The organism is Erwinia sp. 198, assembly GCF_003937915.1.
In the GTDB taxonomy this organism is placed as follows: domain Bacteria; phylum Pseudomonadota; class Gammaproteobacteria; order Enterobacterales; family Enterobacteriaceae; genus Erwinia; species Erwinia aeris.
The window spans coordinates 9985-31714 of the sequence record NZ_RHUM01000003.1 but is presented as its reverse complement, the minus strand read 5'-3'; the positions used below and the strand labels follow the sequence as shown (position 1 = coordinate 31714).

At 54.8% G+C, this 21730-nt stretch carries 25 protein-coding genes; 6 read left to right on the top strand and 19 right to left on the bottom strand.

Annotation, left to right across the window (positions count from 1 at the left end; genetic code table 11):
* Positions 1-50: 50 nt before the first annotated feature.
* The gene (locus tag EGK14_RS05175; protein WP_125288022.1) at positions 51-845 is read right to left on the bottom strand and encodes a mannosyl-3-phosphoglycerate phosphatase-related protein; all 795 of its coding nucleotides are present in this window, start codon (positions 843-845) and stop codon (positions 51-53) included.
* 607 nt (positions 846-1452) lie between these two features.
* Between EGK14_RS05175 and EGK14_RS05170 the strand changes: the two genes are divergently transcribed.
* Positions 1453-1611, top strand: coding sequence for a YqaE/Pmp3 family membrane protein (locus EGK14_RS05170; protein WP_039385165.1), 159 nt, complete (start codon positions 1453-1455; stop codon positions 1609-1611).
* Positions 1612-1673: 62 nt separating this feature from the next.
* Entirely contained in the window at positions 1674-1865 is a 192-nt protein-coding gene (gene dsrB / locus EGK14_RS05165; RefSeq protein ID WP_125288021.1) for a protein DsrB, read from the top strand.
* 50 nt (positions 1866-1915) lie between these two features.
* Here dsrB and EGK14_RS05160 read toward each other — a convergent pair whose 3' ends face one another.
* From EGK14_RS05160 to fliF, 15 genes are all read right to left on the bottom strand, one after another.
* Complete coding sequence (locus EGK14_RS05160) at positions 1916-3601, bottom strand: methyl-accepting chemotaxis protein (protein WP_125288020.1); 1686 nt, start codon at positions 3599-3601, stop codon at positions 1916-1918.
* A gap of 152 nt (positions 3602-3753) precedes the next feature.
* Complete coding sequence (rcsA, locus tag EGK14_RS05155; protein WP_125288019.1) at positions 3754-4389, bottom strand: transcriptional regulator RcsA; 636 nt, start codon at positions 4387-4389, stop codon at positions 3754-3756.
* A 643-nt stretch (positions 4390-5032) separates the two neighbouring features.
* Positions 5033-5818 (bottom strand): flagellar biosynthetic protein FliR, encoded by a 786-nt coding sequence (gene fliR / locus EGK14_RS05150; protein WP_125288018.1) that lies wholly within the window; start codon positions 5816-5818, stop codon positions 5033-5035.
* On the bottom strand, positions 5819-6088 hold the full coding sequence (gene fliQ / locus EGK14_RS05145) for a flagellar biosynthesis protein FliQ (protein WP_125288017.1): 270 nt from the start codon (positions 6086-6088) through the stop codon (positions 5819-5821).
* An 83-nt stretch (positions 6089-6171) separates the two neighbouring features.
* A complete protein-coding gene (gene fliP / locus EGK14_RS05140; RefSeq protein WP_125288016.1) occupies positions 6172-6906 on the bottom strand; it encodes a flagellar type III secretion system pore protein FliP in 735 nt (244 codons plus the stop codon).
* Entirely contained in the window at positions 6903-7334 is a 432-nt protein-coding gene (fliO, locus tag EGK14_RS05135; RefSeq protein ID WP_125288318.1) for a flagellar biosynthetic protein FliO, read from the bottom strand. The genes fliP and fliO overlap by 4 nt, the downstream gene beginning before the upstream one ends.
* Positions 7335-7372: 38 nt before the next feature.
* A complete protein-coding gene (gene fliN, locus EGK14_RS05130; protein WP_125288015.1) occupies positions 7373-7780 on the bottom strand; it encodes a flagellar motor switch protein FliN in 408 nt (135 codons plus the stop codon).
* Positions 7773-8780 (bottom strand): flagellar motor switch protein FliM, encoded by a 1008-nt coding sequence (gene fliM, locus EGK14_RS05125; protein ID WP_125288014.1) that lies wholly within the window; start codon positions 8778-8780, stop codon positions 7773-7775. Before fliM ends, fliN begins: the two co-directional genes overlap by 8 nt.
* A 6-nt stretch (positions 8781-8786) precedes the next feature.
* Positions 8787-9266: a flagellar basal body-associated protein FliL gene (gene fliL, locus EGK14_RS05120; RefSeq protein ID WP_125288013.1), complete on the bottom strand. Its 480-nt coding sequence runs from the start codon at positions 9264-9266 to the stop codon at positions 8787-8789.
* Between the two features lie 144 nt (positions 9267-9410).
* Positions 9411-10718, bottom strand: coding sequence for a flagellar hook-length control protein FliK (locus EGK14_RS05115; RefSeq protein ID WP_125288012.1), 1308 nt, complete (start codon positions 10716-10718; stop codon positions 9411-9413).
* A complete protein-coding gene (gene fliJ / locus EGK14_RS05110; protein ID WP_125288011.1) occupies positions 10715-11161 on the bottom strand; it encodes a flagellar export protein FliJ in 447 nt (148 codons plus the stop codon). Before fliJ ends, EGK14_RS05115 begins: the two co-directional genes overlap by 4 nt.
* Positions 11162-11171: 10 nt before the next feature.
* Positions 11172-12536, bottom strand: a complete 1365-nt coding sequence (gene fliI, locus EGK14_RS05105) for a flagellar protein export ATPase FliI (protein ID WP_125288010.1) — start codon at positions 12534-12536, stop codon at positions 11172-11174.
* Positions 12536-13240, bottom strand: coding sequence for a flagellar assembly protein FliH (gene fliH / locus EGK14_RS05100; protein ID WP_125288009.1), 705 nt, complete (start codon positions 13238-13240; stop codon positions 12536-12538). Before fliH ends, fliI begins: the two co-directional genes overlap by 1 nt.
* Positions 13233-14225, bottom strand: a complete 993-nt coding sequence (fliG, locus tag EGK14_RS05095) for a flagellar motor switch protein FliG (RefSeq protein WP_125288008.1) — start codon at positions 14223-14225, stop codon at positions 13233-13235. The genes fliH and fliG overlap by 8 nt, the downstream gene beginning before the upstream one ends.
* Positions 14222-15922, bottom strand: a complete 1701-nt coding sequence (fliF, locus tag EGK14_RS05090) for a flagellar basal-body MS-ring/collar protein FliF (protein WP_125288007.1) — start codon at positions 15920-15922, stop codon at positions 14222-14224. The genes fliG and fliF overlap by 4 nt, the downstream gene beginning before the upstream one ends.
* 244 nt (positions 15923-16166) lie before the next feature.
* Here fliF and fliE point away from each other — a divergent pair, with 244 nt between their 5' ends.
* The gene (gene fliE, locus EGK14_RS05085) at positions 16167-16478 is read left to right on the top strand and encodes a flagellar hook-basal body complex protein FliE (RefSeq protein ID WP_125288006.1); all 312 of its coding nucleotides are present in this window, start codon (positions 16167-16169) and stop codon (positions 16476-16478) included.
* A gap of 181 nt (positions 16479-16659) precedes the next feature.
* Here the strand turns inward: fliE and EGK14_RS05080 are convergent, their stop codons facing one another.
* The 3 genes from EGK14_RS05080 to EGK14_RS05070 form a co-directional block, all read right to left on the bottom strand.
* Positions 16660-16911, bottom strand: coding sequence for a hypothetical protein (locus tag EGK14_RS05080; protein WP_125288005.1), 252 nt, complete (start codon positions 16909-16911; stop codon positions 16660-16662).
* 1197 nt (positions 16912-18108) lie between these two features.
* Positions 18109-18282 (bottom strand): hypothetical protein, encoded by a 174-nt coding sequence (locus EGK14_RS21250; RefSeq protein WP_158616029.1) that lies wholly within the window; start codon positions 18280-18282, stop codon positions 18109-18111.
* Between the two features lie 399 nt (positions 18283-18681).
* The gene (locus EGK14_RS05070) at positions 18682-19320 is read right to left on the bottom strand and encodes a LexA family transcriptional regulator (RefSeq protein ID WP_233598447.1); all 639 of its coding nucleotides are present in this window, start codon (positions 19318-19320) and stop codon (positions 18682-18684) included.
* A 288-nt stretch (positions 19321-19608) separates the two neighbouring features.
* On the opposite strand from EGK14_RS05070, the gene EGK14_RS05065 reads away from it, so the two are divergent.
* The 3 genes from EGK14_RS05065 to EGK14_RS21835 all read left to right on the top strand — a co-directional run.
* Positions 19609-19974 (top strand): antiterminator Q family protein, encoded by a 366-nt coding sequence (locus tag EGK14_RS05065; RefSeq protein ID WP_125288003.1) that lies wholly within the window; start codon positions 19609-19611, stop codon positions 19972-19974.
* A 236-nt stretch (positions 19975-20210) separates the two neighbouring features.
* Entirely contained in the window at positions 20211-20678 is a 468-nt protein-coding gene (locus EGK14_RS05060) for a lysozyme (RefSeq protein ID WP_125288002.1), read from the top strand.
* Positions 20675-21730: hypothetical protein (locus EGK14_RS21835; protein ID WP_370255995.1), on the top strand; the 1056-nt coding region annotated here is incomplete at its 3' end. The genes EGK14_RS05060 and EGK14_RS21835, both read left to right, overlap by 4 nt.

Genomic DNA, 21730 nt, shown 5'->3' with positions numbered 1-21730 from the left:
CGTGTTCCTTAAGCCGGGCCCGTTAGTTGGGCTGCATGGGAAATCTGTTATCAGGTAATGTAGTGCGTCAGGCCCTCGCTCCAGCCCTCCGGGCCAAAGCCTGCGCTGTAAAAAACATGTTGCTGACGCTTCAGCGTTACGCCGATTTTGCTATAGCCTTTGATCACGACGGCATAATCTACTTTGTCCAGCATGGGCGCATCGTTGGGACCGTCGCCCAGGCCGATAGTGATCCAGCGGCCGCTGCCCGGAGGCGGGTAGTGCGTCAGCAGCCAGTCGAGCGCCGCACCCTTACCGCGTCCCTGATCCATGACGTGCCAAAAACGCCCGCCCTGAACCAGCTCCAGCTGTTGCGCCGCCAGCGCCTGTTGGAAAGCGGTAAACTGCTCGCTGGTATCTCGCCAGATCAAACTTTCCGACCCTTCCCGCGTTTTTGCCAGGGCGGCGTCGTGCGGCGTCAGGCCTGTCCAGTCCGCCACCTCTTTTTCCGTCACGTCGGCGAACCCGGTAAATTTAAAGCCATCCTGCTCACGCAATTGCCGCAGCGTCTTGCAGATCGCAGCGTAATTTTTTCCGGAAGCCCGATCGGCAGCGGCAGGCGTTTGCTGCTGCCATTTCACAATGGCTCCGTTTTCTGCAATAAAAGGCGCGCCGACAATATCCAGCGCCCGTTGCAAAGGCTCGATTTCCGCCGCCGTCTTGCTTGAACAGATCACGATGGGAATATCGGCCGCCTTCAGACGCGCCAGCCAGGCCTCGGCAGCCTCCCAGCTATAGGTATGATGATCCAGCAGGGAACCATCTAAATCCGTAACTATCATCAGGGGATCATGCAGCGCCGGCATCGTTGTTTCTCCATAGCCTGAGGCAAGTGACTCAAGTATAGCGGTATCCATCAAAGGCGCAGAAAAGGCGAGCAAACAAACGAAGCGGGTCACCCAGGAATTTTCTTAAAAAACAGCAATAACTCACGTAAGCAACTACTTACAGGCGAGCAGGCGAGACGACGGGGCTTCAGACAAAAAAGGTGGATAAATTCACAGGGGAAAAAAAGTATGTGCTGACAAGTTAAGAAAATTCTTAGCAGGGGCAATCGGTAGGCTACGCGGGTCAGAGATTTTTCTCTGTAGCGAATTTTAAGTTTTACCCGGCCGTCGGCCGGGTTTTTTTTGCCTTTAACCGACGCAACGCCTGAAAAAAAGCAAAAAAAAAGCCCGCGCTGCGCGGGCAAAAATCCTTGTTACTTTTTAGGTTGGCTGCGCCTTTGGGGTTGGTGCAGTGGGAACAGTGTATGTCGGGTCGTTGTCAGAAGTCTCACCGTAAAACGTTAAAAAAGTGAAAAATACACGTTCATTACGTTGTTTTACATGCGGCGGCAGGCGTAACGGCAGATCCTGGCTATACTGAACAAACGATTACAAAACAAGCTGTTATCCGCGCTATGGAGGCGACATGGATCTTTTACGTATTATTATTGCTATTCTTCTGCCCCCGCTGGGTGTTTTTATGCAGGTCGGTTTTGGCGGTGCCTTCTGGCTGAATATCCTGCTGACGCTCTGCGGCTACATTCCGGGTATTGTGCACGCCGTTTGGGTGATTGCCCGTCGTTAAACGCGCCGATTTCCGGGTAAGATGCGCTATCTTAGTTGTAGCGCACCTACCAGGAGAAAAAAATGAAGGTAAACGATCGGGTCACGGTAAAGACCGACGGCGGGCCGCGCCGCGCCGGCACGGTACTGGCGGTGGAGGACTTTAGCGAAGGCACCATGTATCTGGTTTCGCTGGAGGATTATCCGCAGGGGATCTGGTTTTTTAACGAGCTGGGGCAGCGGGACGGCATTTTTGTAGAACCGCATGACGAGTAGCTATGCAGCATAAAAAAGGGCGATGCGTTCGCCCTTTTTTTGTGCCTGTTTTAAAATTTTTCCCAGTTATCGCCATCCGCCAGCGCCGGACGCAACGGCGGCGCTTTGGTTTTCAGTACCGGCGCGGCTGGCGGCGGCGTGCTGCTAAGATTGAAGGCCGCCACCGCCCGGGTCAGACGCGAGGCCTGCTCTTCCAGCGATGAGGCGGCGGCGGAGGCCTGTTCCACCAGCGAGGCGTTCTGCTGGGTAACGTTATCCATTTCCGATACGGCCTGGCTCACCTGCTGGATGCCCCGGCTTTGTTCATCAGAGGCAGAAGCGATCTCGGCCATAATCTCCGTGACGCTGTGTACGGCCTGGACGATATCCGTCATTCTCTCGCCCGCATGGCTGACCTGAGTCGATCCCTGATCGATCAGGCTGACCGACTCGGCAATTAGCCCTTCAATTTCTTTCGCCGCGCCCGCGCTGCGCTGCGCCAGATTCCGCACCTCGCTGGCCACCACGGCGAAACCGCGACCCTGTTCACCCGCCCGCGCCGCTTCAACGGCGGCATTCAGCGCCAGAATGTTGGTCTGGAAAGCGATACTGTTGATAACCGTAGTAATTTCAGCAATTTTCTTTGAGCTGGCGGAAATATTGTTCATGGTGCCGATCACGCCGGAAACGATATCCCCGCCCTGACGGGCTTTCCCGGAGGCGTCGCCCGCCAGCTGGCTGGCATGGTGCGCATTTTCCGCATTCTGCTTCACGGTCGCGGTCAGCTGTTCCATGCTGGCTGCCGTTTCTTCCAGCGCCGCGGCCTGCTGTTCGGTACGGGAGGAAAGATCGGTATTGCCCGCCGAAATCTCGGTCGAGCCCTGATAGATAGCTACCGCACCTTCACGTACCGTGCCGACCGTCTTCACCAGCGCCTGCTGCATCGTTTGCAGATTGCTGCCCAAGGCGCCGATTTCACTGCGCCCCCAGGCCTGCGGCGGCGCGGTCAGATCGCCATGCGAAATACGCTCAATTCGCTGCACCGCCTGGCGTAGTGGGGCAATGATTACACGACGCAGGAAGATAAAGGTAGCCAGCGTCAGCAGCAGCGCGGCGGCAAAAGCACCGGCCATCATAATAAAGCCCATGCGGGTTTGCGCCTCCGCGCCCGCGTTAATGGCGGTGGCGCGCTGGGTACGAATGGCGATGGCTTTCAGCAGTACGGCGTTATAATCATTATCCAGGCCGCGCGTGAAATCTGTTTCTCGCGTTATCACGTTTTCAAAGCTGCCGTCTTTGGCGCTTTTTACCATTGGCAGCAGGCCCTGGTTGACATAGGCCGTAAAGCGGGTAGCCAATTCACCGTCCAACGCTTCGTCCGCCGGGGTTTTAATGCGCCGTTGCGTGTAGGCTTTAAAATTCTCGCCAGCCAGCTGAATACGCTTTTCCGCCTGTTTAAGGTTCTCGTTAAACAGATCCATATCGCCAATGCGTACCGCCGCGCCCGCGTGGATGATATTCAGCCGGGCCGTGCGCAGGTGGTTGGAGCTGTTAGAGATAGCCATACGTACCTGGATCTCCTCGGTAACGTCCTTAAGCGACTGGTTACTCTGGATTAGGTAGTAGCTCGCCAGGCCGATGCACAAGGCGAACAGAAAGAGGATGGCACCGAGAATAGTGGTGAACAGGGGAACGAGGCGTAAGTGTTGCCAGAAACTTAAGTGAGAAGAACCTTCAGGTTGGGGGAGTGATGTCATGTCCTTTTGCTCTCTGTCTGGGTAAACGAAGCGACAGGCTTCGCGTTGTTTACAACTCATCGGCAGAGAAAGGCGAAAGGTTAACGGTAAAGTGTGATCCCGTTAACAGTTGTGGATAAAAAAAAGCCGGCACAGGCCGGCTTTTTTAACGCTTAGCGTACGTTGACGTAGATACCGCTGGTGACGTTATCAGTCAGGCGCACCACATGATAGATGACCTGTTTATTATGGGTTTTAATCTTGCGTTTAATATTGCCTTTATGTGAAGAAACCGTTTTGGCTTTAATTTGCATTTTGTCCGAGATCTGAATGGTATCGTGACCGGACATCCACATTTTAAGCATGTTCGACTCGGTTTGGCTTAGCGTCAATGGGTGAACATCGAAACCAGCGGAATAGCGAGGCGACACGTTGAGTTTCTTCTGGAAATAGGACAGAAGTAAGTTATCGAGTGTAGCAGGCTTAATCGATTTTGACGTAATAATCAGGTTCTTACGAACGTAGAGGTATTCCTCAAAATGGATGTTAGAGATAGCCATAAAGATGAAAAACAGCGTGTCAGGATGCTGCGTAATAATGTCTTTTATCCGCTGGCTGGCATCTGCTTCATAAATAAAACAATCTTCGTTAATAAATACAACGCCCGGTTGGAGCTGCTGGCATTTAATTTGAAGCTGATCGATATCGGTAACGGAAGCTATGTTTTTCTTTTTAACTCCCTTGACTGACATATAATCAGTAAGACCTAAGCGTGTGTAGCTGCATGAATCCATTATAATTGTTGGCATAACTGCGACCCTCACCAAATTGTTATTCGTTTAAACTAACGATGAATTACGCGTTGTGTAAGTTACGAGAGTAATATGTTCTGTTTTCAATTTTATTATTTGTACTCAGCATTAAGTCTGTTAGCGGACGCTGAACAAACCTGTCCATGCTCGATGTAACCGTTTAGTTTAGGCAAACCACCCACTACCAACGCGGTAAAACATCCGTAGACAGATGGAGGATCTGACAGAAGTTTGCCGCACTGCTTTGTGAACTTCGCCACTATCGCGCAGAACGCGGAGAAATCTGATAGGACGAATCCTAAAAAACATTCATCACGCGAATGTGTGCCGCTGTATAGGGCACTAAACCTGCTGTGAGATACGATTTGCTACAAGAATAGCGGTAAAAAATAAAATTTCCAGTAAAAACAGACGTTTTTATTCACTCCGGTGCTTAACATTTAAGCAACATTGCATCCGTTTCGTTAAACAAAATACGCTAACTGCCATTTAATAAGAATAATTTTCATTGGGTGAAGCGATTAATCAGATTTTCCTTAAGAATTTTCTGGTGTTGGTGGTTTGAAAATTGCGCAAAAACATTCTACACGCTTAACATTACCCCCAGGGCCTGTCTTAGGGGGGTTATGAATACTTAAGTTTATTTGGCAGGAAGTTCGCTAAGGATCTGTGAGAGTAAATCAAATACTTCGCTGAATAAATGCTCACAAAACGGGGCCAGGAGCGGCATCATCAGGCTCAGGAAGATAAGACCGATTGATAAGGTGATAGGAAAGCCGATGGCAAAAACCGACAGCTGAGGTGAAACACGGTTTAACAAACCCAGTGCCAGGTTAATGATGAGCAGCAGCGTTATAAGGGGTAACGCTAATCGCATTCCATTAAGGAAAATCAGACTGGCTGCTTTCGTTAACGCCAGGAACGCGTTGCCGTTAATCAGCTCTCCGCCAACAGGCAGCGTATGAAAGCTGTCGGCGACCATAGAAATTAACCACAGGTGACCGTTAAAGGATAAAAACAGCAGCATGGCCAGCATATCCATAAAGCGGGCCAGCACCGGCATATTCAGACGGCTGGAAGGATCGAAAAAGGTGGCAAAAGAGATACCCATCTGCAAACCAATTACTTCACCTGCGGTTCTGACTGCCGCAAAGGCAAATTGCATCGTAAAACCGATAGCCACGCCAATCAGAATCTGCTGAATCAGCAGCCAGAAGCCGCCAATTGAGAATAAGGTCACGTTAACCGGCGGCAGCGTGGGGATCAAAACCCAGGTAATCATCAGGCCTAAGCCGAGCTTAACCTTTTTGCTAATCGATTTTTCACTGAGGATTGGGGCGGTCATGATTAACGCCAGCACGCGGGCGAGGGGCCAAAAAAGTTGCCCCATCCATAACACCAGCTGGCTGCTGTCGAAGTTAATCATTTAACCGATCATATTAGGCAGGTTGGTAAACAGGGTGCGCATATAGTCCAGCACCAGGCTCAGCATCCACGGGCCAGCCACGACGATGGTCGCAACGACGGCGAGGATTTTTGGAATAAAAGAGAGCGTTTGTTCGTTGATCTGCGTCGCCGCCTGCAGCAGGCTAATCAGCAGACCGCTGACCAGCGCCGCCAGCAGCAGAGGTGCGGCCAGGATCAGCCCAACGTGCAGCGCATCATGACCAATTGACATAACCGATTCTGGTGTCATCACGACTCCGGGAAAATTGAGGGCCGATATCGTCGCGGCAGGCAGCGCCGCGATTTTTGCCGGGCGACGTGGTCGCCCGATTATTATGAATAGAAGCTTTGCGCCAGCGAGCTAATCAGCAGCTGCCAGCCGTCTACCAGTACGAACAGCATTAGCTTAAAGGGCAGCGCGATGGTCGCGGGCGGCACCATCATCATCCCCAACGCCATCAGCACGCTGGCGACGACAAGGTCGATGATCAGAAACGGAATAAACACGGTAAAGCCAATCTGGAACGCCGTTTTCAGCTCGCTGGTCACGTAGGCCGGCAGCAGGATGCGCATCGGCACCGCTTCCGGGCCTTGCAAAGGCGGGGAGTTGGCCAGGCGAGCAAACAGGGCCAGATCCGCTTCGCGAGTCTGCCGCAGCATAAATTCACGCAGCGGCTGCGCGCCTTTATCCAGCGCGTCCTGCATACTGATCTTGTCTTCGCTGAACGGCAGATAGGCGTTCTGATAAATCTTGTCCAATACCGGACTCATAATAAAGAAGGTCAGAAACAGCGCCAGGCCGAGCAGCACCTGGTTTGGCGGCGCGGACGGCGTGCCCAGCGCGTTACGCAGCAGGCCGAAAACAATGATGATGCGCGTAAAGCTGGTCATCATCAGCAAAATAGCGGGCAGGAAAGTCAGCGAGGTGATAAACACCAGCGTCTGCACCGGCAGCGACCAGCTCTGACCGCCGTTAGCCGTCGGACGGCTGACCAGGCCCGGCAACTGGGCGTGAACTTCAGGCGCCAGCAGCAGCAGCAGCGCTAAGAAAGGAAGAATGCGTTTCATTTTGGTTTTCCGGCGCGTTTAATAAGCTCTAACACCTGACGGAAATCGCCAGCGGGCTGCGGCTCTTCCGGATTTTCCTGCACCGGTGAGGGCGGCAGGGTATGCAGATGGGTGATCTGCTGTGCGGTCACGCCCAGCACCAGCCGGGCATCCTGCACGTCAACGATAACCACGCGCTCGCGCTGCCCAACCTGGCAGCTGGCGCTGATCGAGATATCCCGCTGGCCGCGCTTGCCCGTTTTGGGCGCGAAGCCAAATCGTTTCGCCAGCCAGGCGCAGGCCAGAATCAACAGAATAATCACGGCCAACACGCTGCTGACCTGCGTCAACACTGAACCGGTGGAAGCGGCCGGCTGGCCTGGCGGCTGTTGCGTTTGTCCGACGTTGACCGGCGAATGCGCCGCCGGTTGCTGCTGGCCCGTGCTCATTGGCGCTTGCTCCTGCTGCGTTTGGCTGGCGGTCGTCATTAACGGCTCAGTCGACGCATACGTTCAGATGGCGTAATGATGTCGGTGATGCGCACGCCGTATTTATCGGCAACCACCACGACTTCGCCCTGGGCAATCAGATAACCGTTGATCAGAATATCCAGCGGCTCGCCGGCCAGGCCTTCCAGCGCCACCACGGAACCCTGCGTCAGACGCAGCAGCTCTTTAATGGTCATCTTGGTGCGGCCCAGTTCCACGGTCAGCTTGACCGGGATATCCATAATCAGGTCGATATCCTGGAGCGAACCGGCGATATCATTACTTTCCAGAGATTTAAACACCCCTTCGGACGCGGTGCTGGTTGAGTTTGACTGCTCGTTCAGCGCGTCAGCCCAAAGGTCGTCCGCAGAGAGGTCGTCAACGGACGGCTTATTGGTGTCACTCATGGGGCTGTTCCTCATTCATCGAGTTCAAAATCGGGTTAATCAGATGTTCCACACGCAGCGCGTACTGCCCATTCAGGGTGCCGTACTGGCTGGTTAAGACCGGCACGCCATCGACATGAGCGATAATGCGATCCGGTTTTTCTATCGGTAATACATCGCCGGGCTTCAGGGCCAGCAGGCGTGAAATCCGCATCGAGACGTCGGCAAAGTTCGCAATCAGCTCCAGTTCGGAGTGCTGAACCTGCTTCACCAGCGTCTCGCGCCAGTTGTGATCTTCCTGACGCGAGTTCTCCAGCGGCGGGTTGACCAGGGTTTCACGCAGCGGTTCAATCATGCTGAACGGAATGCAGATATTGAACTCGCCAATCAGGTTGCCAATCTCCACCTGGAACGGCGTGGTAATCACGATATCGTTAGGTGAAGTAGTAATATTAGTAAACTTTACCTGCATTTCGGAGCGAACATACTCCACGTCCAGCGGATAAATCGGTTTCCACGCTTCGCCGTAGCCTTCCAGCGCCAGTTTTAGCATCTTGCGAATGACGCGCTGTTCGGTTGCCGTAAACTCGCGTCCTTCTACTTTAGTAGGGAAGCGACCGTCTCCGCCAAACAGGTTATCCACGGCGATAAACACCAGGCTTGGCGAAAACACCACCAGCGCCGTACCGCGCAGCGGCTTCAGGTGGATCAGGTTCAGGTTCGTCGGCACCGGCAGGTTGCGAGCAAATTCATGATACGGCTGAATTTTAATCGCGCCTACCGTGATATCCGGGCTACGACGCAGCAGGTTAAACAGCGCCATCCTGTATGAACGCGCAAAGCGTTCGTTAATGATCTCCAGCGCCTGCAGACGTTCGCGAACCATGCGACGCTGGGTATTGGGATCGTAAGGACGAATATCACTGTCGCCCGCGCTGCTGACGTTTTCTTCCGCCGCGCTGTCGCTGTCGCCGTTAAGCAGCGCGTCAATTTCCGCTTGTGAGAGAATGCTGTCGGCCATTTTGCCCTACCTCAGGATAAAGGCGGTGAACAGAACGTCCGTCACCTTTTGCGGAGGTTGTCCCGGTACCAGCGGTGGCGCAAGCGTGGCTTTAATCTGTTTGACCAGCTCCTGCTTGCCCTGTTCGTTGCCCAGCGACGCGGCGTTCTGGTTAGAGAGCAGCAGCAGCAGACGGCTGCGAACTTCCGGCAGATAATCATTTACGCGCTGCAGCGTTTCCTGATCGGGCAGACGCAGCGTGAAGCCGACGTAAAGCACACGGTCGGGATCGTTATCCGGGTTGATCAGGTTAACGGTAAACGTATCCAGCGCCAGGAATACCGGTGCAGGCGGCGGCGCAGGCTTTTCAGCTTTCGCCGTGTCGGCAGACCCGTGCATTTTATGCCAGACCAGATAGCCTCCTGCGCCACAAGCGGCCAGAACCACCAGTGCTATCAGGATAATCAAGAGTTTACGTTTGCCGCTTTTGGCTTTCTTCTCAGTCATACGGGCGATAATTCCTGTGAGTATGTTCAAGAGCCGGGAGTGCCTGCTCTCTGACGACGTTATGGGCAGATTATCCCGCATCGCTCGCTAAACAATAGGGCGAAAAGACGCGGGTTTTGCCGTTAGCTTTGGCGTTTGTGATCGTCAGGCGAAGATATCAACGGCATTACTGCCCGAAGCGCGTGCCTGCAGGGAGGCAGGAACGGCGATAGGGGTGATATCGCTGTCGGCGTCGGCAGCAAGACTAAAAGTGTTGCCACGGCTGTTATTACGCTGCTCCTGCTGTCCGCTAAAGCTCTGGCTCTGTGCCTGGGCATCGCTGCTGACGTTGGTCTGTCCAAGGTTGATGCCGCTCTGCGCCAGCGCCTCTTTCAGCTGCGGCATGGCGGCCTCCAGCGCGGCACGCACCTGGCTGTGGTTCGACACCATGCTCAGCTGAGCCTGATCGCTGTCCAGCTTCAGACTGATCTGGATGCTGCCCAGATCCAGCGGATGCAGATGCAGCTCGGCGGTCTGCTGACCGTTGCGGCTGAACATCACAATCTGCTGGCCCAGCGCCTGCTGCCATTCCGGGCTGCCCAACTGAGAGCTCAGCTGCGGCGTAGCCGGCGCGCTAACCAGCGAGGTGGTCGCTGGCGTCACGGCGGCGGAAGCCGCGCTGATAACGGCAGGTGTGACCGTTGTCTGACTGGCGCCACTGTCTTTATCGCTGTCTTTAGTCACCTGGCCCAGCACCTGCTGGAAGGCGCTGTTCAGCGTAGCGATATCGCCTTTCTGCGTGCCGGCCGCAGTGCCAGGGGTAGTAGTGCTGCCGAGCGGCATGCTGCTGTCGCTGTCTTTTACGGTTTCATCGCCGTCGACGGCCGTTGTCCTGGCTCCGCCCGCGCTGGCTAACAGCGAGGCAAGGGTAGCGTTAGCGTTGCCGCCTTTAATATTGCCTTCGGTCAGGCTATCGTCGCCTTTGGCAAGGACTGCGGTCGGCTGCTGCTGCGCCTGCGGCAGCATGGCGAACAGCGCCTGAAGCGCCTGCATATCGCTGCTGCTCAGGGGCGGCGTGGCGGCGGTTTCGCTGCCGTCCTGGGTTTCAGTCAGCGCGATCGCGTTGTCTTCCGACGGCGTTTTCGCGGGCTGTAGCAGCGAGTTCAGCGTTTCCGGTTTATCCAGCGCGGCCAACAGCGCGTTCAGTTTCGCCTTCGGCGAGGCGGCATTTTTATCGTCGGTAGCGGCAACGGCCGCCGTCGCCGAGGCGGGCAGGGCTGTTTGCCCCTGCTGCGCCAGCGTCAGCAGTTTATTGCCAAGCAGCGTCAGAAAGCCCGCGCCGCCGGCTGGCGCCCCGTCGACACCTGCCGCGCCGCCTGTGTCCGTGCCGATATCGGTAGCATCCACCACTGCGCCGTTAGTGGAAGCGGTCGCGGTTTTCGCCGCCGTGTTAACCAGTGGCAAAGTCATCATTCGCCTTTCCTCAATGATGCCCGTTGGGCAAATTCATCCATCCGTTTCTGATCGAGACGGTTTTCCTGTAATAGTGCGGTTGCTGCCGCGCGAGCCTGCAGGGTTTCATAAGCATGAAGCCGCTGCTGCTTGTCGCGCCACAGGCGCAATGCGTTTTCTACCCGGCCATTCCAGTTCGCCAGCTGCTGGCGATGCTGTTCGATCGCTTTTTCCAGCGTCTCGATAAACTGGTGGTAGTTGTACCAGCGGGTGCTGTTAATCCCTTCCGCCATGGTGGTGTTCAGCGTTTTGCGATATTCGTCCTGATAGTTCAGCAGCATATGTAGCTGCTCATCAGCCTGTTTTTGACCGCGACGAACGTCGCCCAGCTGGATGGCGGCCTTTTCCAGATCTTTCTGCGCCAGGCCGCACAAGGTTTCAATTGGCGATGCGTGTTTTGCCATCAGTCAGCCCTTAACCAAAAATTGCCTGCAGATGCAGACAGGCGTCGTCAAACGTACTGCGCTCAAACATGCCCTGCTGTAAGAAGGTTTCCAGTTCCGGATAGAGCTTGATTGCTTTATCCAGCGTCGGATCGCTGCCTGCGGCATAGGCGCCCACGCTCACCAGATCGCGGTTGCGCTGATAGCTGGAAAGCAGCTGTTTGAACTGGCGAACCCGCGCATAGTGCGTGTCATCGATCAGATGCGACATCACGCGGCTGATCGAGGCTTCAATATCAATGGCCGGATAGTGGCCCGACTCCGCCAGGCGACGTGACAGCACGATGTGACCGTCAAGAATGGCACGCGCGGAGTCCGCAATCGGATCCTGCTGGTCATCGCCTTCGGTCAGCACCGTATAAAAAGCGGTGATGGAGCCGCCGCCGTCAATGCCGTTACCGGCACGTTCCACCAGCGCGGGCAGCTTGGCGAAAACGGAAGGCGGGTAGCCTTTGGTCGCAGGCGGCTCACCGATAGCCAGGGCGATTTCACGCTGGGCCATGGCGTAACGGGTCAGGGAATCCATAATCAACAGCACGTGCTGACCACGATCGCGAAAATCTTCTGCGATACGCGTGGCGTAGGCGGCGCCCTGCATACGCAGCAGCGGAGAAACATCCGCTGGCGCCGCGATCACTACCGAGCGCGCGCGGCCCTCGGCGCCCAGGATATTTTCAATAAAATCTTTTACTTCACGGCCACGCTCGCCAATCAGCCCAACCACAATTACGTCGGCTTTGGTGTAGCGCGCCATCATGCCCAGCAGCACGCTTTTACCCACGCCGGACCCGGCGAACAGACCCATACGCTGGCCGCGCCCCACGGTCAGCAGGGCGTTAATGGCCCGCACGCCGGTGTCCAGCACGTCGGTAATCGGCGTACGCTGCAACGGGTTAAACGGCGGCGTAATCAAGGGCGCGCGATAGCCGGTTTCCGGCGAAGGCAGCCCGTCCAGCGGTCGACCGCTGCCGTCGAGTACGCGCCCCAGCAGCTCCGGGCCGAGCATAAGCTGTTTGCCGCTGTGCTGGCTGTCACCGGCCACGCGCGCATACACGCGCGCGCCTGGCAAAATGCCTTCTACTTCTTCCAGCGGCATCAAAAACAGCCTCTGGCCGTTAAAACCGACGACTTCGCTCTCGACTTCGCTGACGCCGTTGCCGTCCATGCGCTCGATCACGCAGGTCGCGCCCAGCGGCAGCTGCAGGCCGGTCGCCTCCAGTACCAGGCCGGTGGCGCGGGTCAGGCGACCATAGCGGCGAACGTCCGGCACATTGGCCAGACGCTGTTCGAAAGAGTCAAGCGCGCCAAGCCAGCGCGATAAGCGAGAGGTGGTCATTACAGTTCTCCCGGCGCGGCAAGGCGGCAGAGTTCGTGCCAGCGGGTAGCAATGCTGGCGTCAAGGTCGCCATCTTCGGCGCTGACTTTACAGCCGCCGGGATGGATAGTGCTGTCAGCCATCAGGCGCCAGCCGTGCAGGCTGAGCGTGGCGCCCAGCGACTGCTCAATACGCTGTAAATCGTCCGGATGCACGCGCAGCGTGGGTTTACCGCTGAACATCGGCTCCTGCTGGATCATGCCCTGGATCTGACGGAGCAGGGCAGTGCCGTCGACGTGCGGCGCCTGGCCAATCACCTGGCGAGCAGCCTCCAGCGCCAGCTGCATCAGACGGGCGGCGATCACGCTGTCCAACGCTTCCAGCGTGTGGGAAAACTCGGAGACCAGCTGCTGCATACGGGCCTGAAGCGGCGCCTGCTGCTGCTGCGCCTCGGCCAGCCCCTGCTGAAAGCCGGCTTCATAACCCGCTTTCTGTCCTTCACTGAACCCCTGCTGATGCCCTTCGGCATAGCCCTGGCCCTGCGCTTCGCTGCGCGCCTGGTTTTGCATCAGCTCCAGCTCAGACTGCTGCTGGCTGAACGGATCGTCTGTCAGATCCGCCAGCGGCGCTTCCGGCTCGTCGAACGAGGCCATCAGCGGCTTATTCGGCTGCCCAAGATCGTTGGGCTGCCAGCGCTGCCAGGGGAGTGAAGATTTATCAGACATACTGTTCCTCGCCGCCGCCAATCACCATCTCGCCGCTTTCCGCCAGACGACGAACGATAAGCAGGATGGCTTTCTGTTCGCTTTCCACTGCCGACATACGCATCGGGCCACGGTTCGCCAGGTCGTCGCGCAGAATATCTGCCGCGCGCTGCGACATGTTGCGCAGGAACTTCTCGCGCAGCGGCTGTTCGGAGCCTTTCAGTGCCACCAGCAGCGATTCCGATTCCACTTCCTGCAACAGACGCTGGATGCTGCGGTCGTCGACCTCCACCAGGTTTTCGAACAGGAACATTTCGTCGATAATTTTCTGCGCAAGTTCGCCGTCGAAGTCGCGTACCGCTTCGATAACCGCCTCTTCCTGCTGCGTCTTCATCAGGTTGATGATTTCCGCTGCGGTTCTCACGCCGCCCATCTTCGCACGCTTGAGGTTCTGGCCATCGAGCAGGCCGTTCAGGACCTCGGTCAGCTCGGCCAGCGCCGCTGGCTGCACGCCGCCGAAAGTGGCGATACGCAGCATCACGTCGTGACGCAGACGCTCGTCGAACTGGGCCAGGATATCGGCCGCCTGCGAACGCTTCAGGTGTACCATAATGGTAGCAATAATCTGCGGATGCTCGTCGCGGATCAGGTCTGCCGCCGCCTGTGGCTCCATAAAGTTGAGCGTTTCCATGCCCGTAGTGGTTTCTCGGGTTTCCAGAATATCTTCCAGCAGGCTGGCTGCGCGCTCTTCGCCCAGCGCTTTAGTCAGCACGGAGCGCAGGTAGTCATTAGAGTTAACGCTCAGCGCCGCAAACTGTTCGGCATCGGTTTCAAACTCATGCAGCACTTCGGTCAGCTGCTTGTGAGAAACCTGACGCATATTTGAAATCGCGGCGCTCAGGTGCTGCACCTCGCGGGCGCCAAGGTGTTTGAACACCTCAGCTGCGCGGTCTTCGCCAATCGTCATCATCAGAATGGCGCTTTTTTCGGTACCGGTGAGACTCATAGTTCGTCCTTCATCCACTGGCGAATGACCAGAGCCACCACGCGTGGGTCGTTTTCCGACATCTCACGAATACGCTGGCTCATTACCTCAGCACTCATGCGGTGCTGAGACTTACGTTCTTGATCAAGCTCGTCTTTCGACAGCTTCACGGAGACGGCATCGTCGTCGCTGCCCGCTCTTGCCTGGGTCGCGGCATCCACCATCGCTTTCTCCTGAAGCGCTTTACGCTGCAGCTGTGGACGAACCAGCTTGCGGTAAAGGATCCAGGCCACAATCAGTACCAGCAACCAGCGTCCGGCTTCCATTATCTGGTCGATAAAGGACTGCTGCTGCCAGAATGGCAGGTCGCCACCGATTTCCTGCGTATCGTTGAACTGGGAGTTCACCACGTTCAGCGTATCGCCGCGCTGCTCTGAATAACCCATCGCCTCACGCGTCAGGTTGTCGATCTGCTTCAGCTGCGCATCGGTCAGCGCTACCGGCTTACCGGCCGCGTCAGTTTTGTAGTTCACCACTACGGCTACAGAAAGACGCTGTACTTCACCTACATTCATCTTGGTATGCAGGATGGTGCGGTCTACTTCGTAGTTCGTGGTGTCATCATTACGGCTACTTAACGGCCCGGTTTTTGTCGTGCTGCTGTTCTGGTTCGCCGTGGCGTTGTTCGCCGTCGTGCTGTTCGCACCGTTCGCACCGTTAGCTGGCGTCGTCACCGGCGCGCTGTTGGCAGGCGCTGGCTGATTAGAGAGTGCGCCGGGTACGCCGCCGGACTGGCCGCCGGACTGCTCGCTATTGCTGCTCTGCCGTGAACGGATCGCCTGTTTAGAAGGATCGGTGTTGGGCTGATACTTCTCGTCGGTCTGCTCACGAGCATTAAAATCAATCTGCGCCGTTACCTGAGCGTGTACGTTGCCGTTACCCAAAATTGGGTTCAGGATCGCTTCGATACGCTGCTGGTAGCGGGTTTCCACATCGGTGGCGTATTTCAGCTGCGCGTCATTCAGATCGCGGTCGGCATTATCGGACTGCGTCAGCAGATGACCGGCCTGGTCGACCACGGTCACGTTGCCCGGCGGCAGGCCGGCAACGCTGCTGGATACCATATGCACGATGGCGCTGATTTGACCCTGGTCCAGCGCACGGCCGGGCTGTAGCGTCAGGGTAACCGATGCGGTTGGCGCTTTCTGTTCACGCACAAACAGCGACGGTTTCGGCATGGCAAGATGTACGCGTACGTTCTTGACCGGGCCTAACGTTTCGATAGTACGGGACAGCTCGCCTTCCAGCGCGCGCTGGTAGTTAACCTGCTCGCTAAACTGGCTGATGCCAAACTTTTCCTGATCCAGCAGCTCGAAGCCGACCGCGCCGCCTTTCGGCAGGCCCTGTTGGGCCAGGCGCAGACGCAGCTCGTGCACTTTCTCAGCGGGCACCATCAGCGCGCCGCCCTTATCATCGAACTGATAAGGGATGTTCATCTGGGTCAGCTGAGTGACGATGGCGCCGCCATCTTCATCGCTGAGGTTGTTGTAAAGCACACGGTACTCAGGCTGTTTGGCCCACAGCACCATGGCGATTACAATGGCAACGGCAGCCGCCGCAGCGATGATAATCGGGATGCGAGGATTTGCCTTTAAACGAGCAAAAAGGTCGTTCAAACCTTTCTTCTCTGGTTGATCCTGCGTGACAGTTGCATTCATGACTCTTTCCCGCCTGACAGTTGACCGGACTGTTTCGTGTAGTGTCGTAACAAATCTGACTCCCTGATGTGCTGGCTAAACAAATTAATCCACCTCTTATGGGGTGCCATTATTTTCTGAAATGAAAAATTCGATGGCTGGATAAGCTATGACTTTTGCTCTTATTTACGGGCTTTGTCTTATTGACATTGTGGTAAGTTTTCACACAGCAAAAATCTTCTCCCTTTTCTAACCGAGGTAAATCATGGCAATTCAGGGTATTGAGAGCGTAATGCAGCAGCTGCAGACCGCAGCGATTCAGGCAAGCGGTAAGCAGACCGATGCGGCCAGCCACGCAGATTTTGCAGACGCGATGAAAGTTGCGCTGAACAAAATCAGCGATACGCAAACTGAAGCACGCACGCAGGCGCAGGATTTTGAGCTGGGTAAACCTGGCGTAAACCTGAACGACGTCATGATCGATATGCAGAAGGCATCGCTCTCTATGCAGATGGGCATTCAGGTACGTAACAAGCTGGTCAACGCCTACTCCGAAGTGATGAATATGCAGGTGTAGTCCGCCTGCCTTCGGGTTTAAAACCGCTTATTACCGCCGTATTTCGCGCCAGGGCTATGCATACGCAAGCCTGGGCGCCAACGTTTCTGGAGTATGACCTTGGCGCCATTGCACATCTGGCTGGCTTACGAATGGAGGTACCAGCAGCCGTTTTGCCGGGCGAATACCGTGGCTTGCCGGCTTACGGGCTGAAGTAGTGAATAAGAGCAGGTAAAAGCTGCACCGGAAAAATGGCGCTTACAATCCATAAAATAATGCTTTGTTGCGCTTCGCTGACGTTTGCCCGGGTGGCATAGCTGGCCTTGACGATCGCTACGTCTGTCCTGACGATGTGCATATCTTCTTTCTGCTTGTTGTATCCGTTGTAACAGCCTGTCCTGACTTTTCCCTGACTCCGATTGGTATCCTGAGCCTGCTGCCTAAAAGCTGTCACCGACAACTTCTTTCAGCTCCGATGTTTATTCCAAAAAATAAAACCGCTTACCGCCAACTTGCAGAAGAATGCATAACCGTTCGCAAAACGGGGGCAAAAAAGCGTTATACCGACCTCAGATAGCGCTTACCAGAAGAGCAGAACAGGACATTTATGCAGTATGTTGGCAAAGCGTTTAGCGGCGTCGGGCAAAAATAGAGGCCTCGTTAAATCATTAAGGCAGGCTTTGAATGGAAACGTTGATTGGCTCAGCTTTGACTTTTTTTACCTTGCTTCTGGTTATGTACGGCAGCCGGAAACGGGTCGCAAGAAACGCAACGGTAAAATCCTCCGCAAAGAATTGATAAACAGGATTTGACTGTTTCAGTAGGTTAAAGGCGTAAAGCTTGACAAGGGGATGGTACGACTATGCTAACCGGATTATGTCGACAAGGATAAATACCTCTTGAGTTTAGTCTCAATATCGGCAAAAGGCCTTAAAGATAACAAGGATCCTCAGGATCCGGGCTGATATAACGACAGCCCGCTTCAGAGTCGCTGGCGAGCGACTGGCAGCGTCATGACAGGCAAACAGGGTTAAGGGGACGTTAATTAATAAAATGCTGTGACAGCGCTGTGATGGCGTTTTAGCAGGAGTATCCATATCAGAAAGGGCCAGGGAGCTTTACTAACCTTAATGAAGCAGGCTAACAGAATAAATAATTGGATTTATCGATATGAAACGGACGTTAGATTCGACAGAGAGGGCGGGGAGTGTTAGGCTGGAACTTCAATTTCGTAAAACTAAGGCTACTTATTCCTCCTATCAAATTCAGATGTCCGACATGCCACGGATGTCAGTACCGCTTCTCGCTGCACAGTATCACGCCTAAAAATCCTCACGGCGCTAACTGCATCTTCTGCAAAGCCACCATGACGGTTAGCTACAAAGCCTTCGCCAGTTAGTCCACTGCCCCAAAAAAATTTTCCCGGCCTGTCACGCTGCTAACGCCGATCGGGCCTGATTTTTCCGTCGGCCTGCGCGCATTTTACTGCGCAGAGCTGTACTGGTGCGCCCTGCAACAGTCCGGGGAACGGTGGAAAGGGGGAAATGACCTTTAAAACCGTACCAGCCGCTATGAAAAAAACTTGCCTGCCCGGTAAAAGAAATAATACTGTATATAAAACCAGTAAAAATTACAGGAGCAGGCCGTTGTGTCACTTGTTTACCGCCTTCAACACCCGCAAACTACAGCCCGCCAACGCTCGCGTTATCCGCCGGGCAAGCTGTTCTTCCTGCGCCAACACCTTCTGCATCTCGGCACGTCTGGCCTTATAACGGCTTTTGCTGGTGCCGGCAGGACGGGACTTTTTCCAGATGATAATGGTCATAAACAACCCTCCGGTTACGGGCAAATTAGTCGATTTCCCAGCGACTTAAACCAGGCGATGGGGAATGTTAAGTGGGGAGAATTTGTCCACCTTAAAAAACAATAGCCATAGTTATTATTAATATCAATAGGTATTGCAAGTATAACTTTTGTTATTGAGTTAAGTCATTGTTTTTAATGGTTTAATTATTTTCCTGACGCTTTTTTTACGTATTATTCTGGCGATGTTATTAAAAGCTTTACTAATCTATTCAGTTGAATCAATGCGCCAAAGCCTCTGCGCAGATTAACTGTTACAGAGGATGGGTTTTCGCGAGGATAAGCTGATGATATCTGTGCTGCACAGAGTGTCTGGGGGGCGTTACAAAGAAACCATTCTGCCAGGGCAGGATGTCAGTAACTATCGCCTTAAATCACGGATTAGAAAGATCGCTACGCCAATCAGTTCTGACTCATCGGAGAGTTCTACGGCGGGCAATCGGGTATCGTCCACGGTTAAAAAACCATTGGAGGGGCCTTCCAGATAGCGATAAACCGAGATGCGTGAACTTACCCTGGCCATGACCAAATCTCCAGATTCGGGTGGTACGTCGGTATCGATAATAACGATGCTGCCGGCAGTGCCTTCCGCGCAGCCACTGTTTCTGTCAAGAATGTAGGCGCGCCAGGTCCTCTTCGCCTTTACTCCGTTGGGCGAAGAGACTATTTCCCCTGTTTTCCCTTCCGGTCCCCAGACCGGAATCGTCGATCCAGTTTTTACTTTATCAATAGCGCTTAGCCCTGCGTTGCCGCGCATCTCTCCTTCGCCGCTGGCCAGCCATTGCACATTAACATCCAGCGCTCTGGCAATATCGACCAGTTTGCGCGACCCTTCGGCCTCTCCCTTGGTCAGACGCCAGATCGTAGGTTGTGATACGCCCGATGCTTTAGCTAAAGCACCCTGGGTGATCCCCATCATGGTCATAGCCATGTTCAGTCGGTAGGCGAGTGTATTCGGTTTCATATACCAGAATTTATAGCGACGCGTATTTTTCGTCAAACACGCTTTGCTATTGGCAGGTTTAATAACCTATGCTATTAATTAAGGTGTGTTGATACTTAAGCGGATAAAAATTCTTCCTTCAGGCTATCAGTTTCAGCACGCCCGCTCTTTGACAATCAGGCCGTCCAGCCTAACCGCTGGCAACCCATTTGACCCAGGGAATACAAGCGAAGCGGCAACGCCGCACGCAAAAAAAACAGTACCGTTTTGAAATTAGCAGGTGTTAAGAGAAAGTGTGGGAAACTTCATTTTTTCTTCTGCTTTACTCACTCTGAGGGGGTCAAGATGCGAGACATAAAACGCTTGCTGGAAAAATGGGGGGGCTGGGCGGCGACGGAACGGAGCGGCGTCAGCTATTCACATATCGCCGCCGGATTCCGCGGATTAATCACCGCCGCGTCTTCCGATCGTCCTACCTGTAGTGATAACGACGGCATGATCCTTGATAGCTGCATCAGCAGACTGAAAATTAATCATCCTGACGAACATGCGCTGCTGGTGGCGCACTATCACTATCGTATTTCACTGCGCTCCATCGCGCGCCGCCGTCGCTGTGCGGACGGCACCATTCGTAAACAGCTACAAACCGCCGAGGGCTTTGTTGAAGGTGTGCTGAGCGCGCTGGAGGTCGAGCTGGAGTGCGAAAAATAATTTTCGCCTCGTTACGGACCTAAATATTTTATTTCCTTTAAAAAAAACCTTTAACTTTAAATATCTTTTCCTGCAGCTTGAAAAATTTTTAAGAAAAATTGGTTGCGTACGCAATTTCGGTTCTAGTGTGTTAGAAAGGCAATTTAAACCGCCTGCATAAATATAAATTTCATTTTCACCGGGGAAAGGTCCTTATCCATTCCGCTACGGCGGCTTATTCGATGAAGGGGTGAAAAATGAGCAAGATAATTCAAATTCTGGCCTATGAAGAAGGCTATAAAGAGAAGCCATATATCGATACTGAAGGCTACCCGACGGTGGGTTGCGGTATTCTTATTGGTCCCAAAGAGGCGCCGCTGAAATATTATTCATTTACCGTTCCGCGTGAAGTCGGCGATGTATGGATGCAAAAAATCATTAACGACAAAATAAAGGAAATGAATAACAGGCCGGTATTAGTAGCCGCGCTCAAAGAATGCAACGAAGCTCGCGCTGATGTGCTTTACAGTATGGCTTATCAGCTTGGCATCGACGGGCTGGCCGCGTTTAAAAATACGCTGGTCATGATTTCCAATAAAAACTTTTCAGGCGCGGCGGAAGGAATGCTGAGCAGTCTCTGGGCGAAACAGACGCCTGCCCGAGCGAAGCGTCATGCAGAGGCTATGCGCAGCGGAACTTATGATGCGTGGCAGGGGGCGTTATGAAATTTATCCTCTTTATTCTTATTGTGGTGGCGATCGGGTCTGTCGTGTGGTGGAGCAGTAAAAACGGCATCATCCAGCTGGTAACCCACGCTAAGCTTCTGTTCAAAACCTGGTCCGTCTGGCTGGCCTCCGCCGGCTCGGCTATGGGGGCCTGGGTGCAGTCCTTCCCGGATTCCGCTTCCAGCGCGTGGAACGGCCTGCCTGAGGATGTAAAAACGGTTATTCCGCAGCATTTTCTGGGCTTCCTGGCCTCCTTTATGGTCGCGATGGCGGTGATCGCCCAGTTTATCCGCCAGAAAAAATTAGCGGCGGAAAAAGAGCAGCTGTCCGCCGCGCCAACGGCGGAAATAAGGCCGATTCGGGTGCCCTTCGCTACCGCGCTAACCGCGGTTACGGCACCGGCTATGGCTTCCGGCTCGGTGATACCAGAAATACTATCAATGCCAATGGCTGCGGGGGCGGGATCTTCCTCACCCATGATGTCAGTCGTGACGTCGGAGCAAACCCCGGAGCCCGGCAGGCCGGCCATGTCGGAAACGACAACGCCGCCTGACGCAACGATGATGCCCGACCCGGCAGCTGCTGAGTCTGACGCAACGCCTGCGGCACCGGTATCAACGCCCGTGGCGCCTGAGGTGTCAGTCGTGACGTCGGAGCAAACCGCGGTACCCGGCAGGCCGGCCATGTCAGAAACGACAACGCCGCCCGAACCGCCACCTACGGGATCTGACGCAACGCCTGCGGCACCGGTATCAACGTCCGTGGCCCCTGAGGTATCAGTCGTGACGTCGGAGCAAACCCCGGAGCCCGGCAGGCCGGCCACGTCGGAAACGACAACGCCGCCTGACGCAACGATGACGCCCGACCCGGCAGCTGCTGAGTCTGACGCAACGCCTGCGGCACCGGTATCAACGCCCGTGGCGCCTGAGGTGTCAGTCGTAACGTCGGAGCAAACCGCGGTACCCGGCAGGCCGGCCATGTCAGAAACGACAACGCCGCCCGAACCGCCACCTACGGGATCTGACGCAACGCCTGCGGCACCGGTATCAACG

Excerpts from the sequence above, each read along its gene's own strand:
- EGK14_RS05175 (WP_125288022.1), bottom strand. The coding sequence starts at position 845 with ATGCCGGCGCTGCATGATCCCCTGATGATAGTTACGGATTTAGATGGT.
- EGK14_RS05170 (WP_039385165.1), top strand. The coding sequence starts at position 1,453 with ATGGATCTTTTACGTATTATTATTGCTATTCTTCTGCCCCCGCTGGGT.
- dsrB (WP_125288021.1), top strand. The coding sequence starts at position 1,674 with ATGAAGGTAAACGATCGGGTCACGGTAAAGACCGACGGCGGGCCGCGC.
- EGK14_RS05160 (WP_125288020.1), bottom strand. The coding sequence starts at position 3,601 with ATGACATCACTCCCCCAACCTGAAGGTTCTTCTCACTTAAGTTTCTGG.
- rcsA (WP_125288019.1), bottom strand. The coding sequence starts at position 4,389 with ATGCCAACAATTATAATGGATTCATGCAGCTACACACGCTTAGGTCTT.
- fliR (WP_125288018.1), bottom strand. The coding sequence starts at position 5,818 with ATGATTAACTTCGACAGCAGCCAGCTGGTGTTATGGATGGGGCAACTT.
- fliQ (WP_125288017.1), bottom strand. The coding sequence starts at position 6,088 with ATGACACCAGAATCGGTTATGTCAATTGGTCATGATGCGCTGCACGTT.
- fliP (WP_125288016.1), bottom strand. The coding sequence starts at position 6,906 with ATGAAACGCATTCTTCCTTTCTTAGCGCTGCTGCTGCTGCTGGCGCCT.
- fliO (WP_125288318.1), bottom strand. The coding sequence starts at position 7,334 with ATGAGCACGGGCCAGCAGCAACCGGCGGCGCATTCGCCGGTCAACGTC.
- fliN (WP_125288015.1), bottom strand. The coding sequence starts at position 7,780 with ATGAGTGACACCAATAAGCCGTCCGTTGACGACCTCTCTGCGGACGAC.
- fliM (WP_125288014.1), bottom strand. The coding sequence starts at position 8,780 with ATGGCCGACAGCATTCTCTCACAAGCGGAAATTGACGCGCTGCTTAAC.
- fliL (WP_125288013.1), bottom strand. The coding sequence starts at position 9,266 with ATGACTGAGAAGAAAGCCAAAAGCGGCAAACGTAAACTCTTGATTATC.
- EGK14_RS05115 (WP_125288012.1), bottom strand. The coding sequence starts at position 10,718 with ATGATGACTTTGCCACTGGTTAACACGGCGGCGAAAACCGCGACCGCT.
- fliJ (WP_125288011.1), bottom strand. The coding sequence starts at position 11,161 with ATGGCAAAACACGCATCGCCAATTGAAACCTTGTGCGGCCTGGCGCAG.
- fliI (WP_125288010.1), bottom strand. The coding sequence starts at position 12,536 with ATGACCACCTCTCGCTTATCGCGCTGGCTTGGCGCGCTTGACTCTTTC.
- fliH (WP_125288009.1), bottom strand. The coding sequence starts at position 13,240 with ATGTCTGATAAATCTTCACTCCCCTGGCAGCGCTGGCAGCCCAACGAT.
- fliG (WP_125288008.1), bottom strand. The coding sequence starts at position 14,225 with ATGAGTCTCACCGGTACCGAAAAAAGCGCCATTCTGATGATGACGATT.
- fliF (WP_125288007.1), bottom strand. The coding sequence starts at position 15,922 with ATGAATGCAACTGTCACGCAGGATCAACCAGAGAAGAAAGGTTTGAAC.
- fliE (WP_125288006.1), top strand. The coding sequence starts at position 16,167 with ATGGCAATTCAGGGTATTGAGAGCGTAATGCAGCAGCTGCAGACCGCA.
- EGK14_RS21250 (WP_158616029.1), bottom strand. The coding sequence starts at position 18,282 with ATGACCATTATCATCTGGAAAAAGTCCCGTCCTGCCGGCACCAGCAAA.
- EGK14_RS05065 (WP_125288003.1), top strand. The coding sequence starts at position 19,609 with ATGCGAGACATAAAACGCTTGCTGGAAAAATGGGGGGGCTGGGCGGCG.
- EGK14_RS05060 (WP_125288002.1), top strand. The coding sequence starts at position 20,211 with ATGAGCAAGATAATTCAAATTCTGGCCTATGAAGAAGGCTATAAAGAG.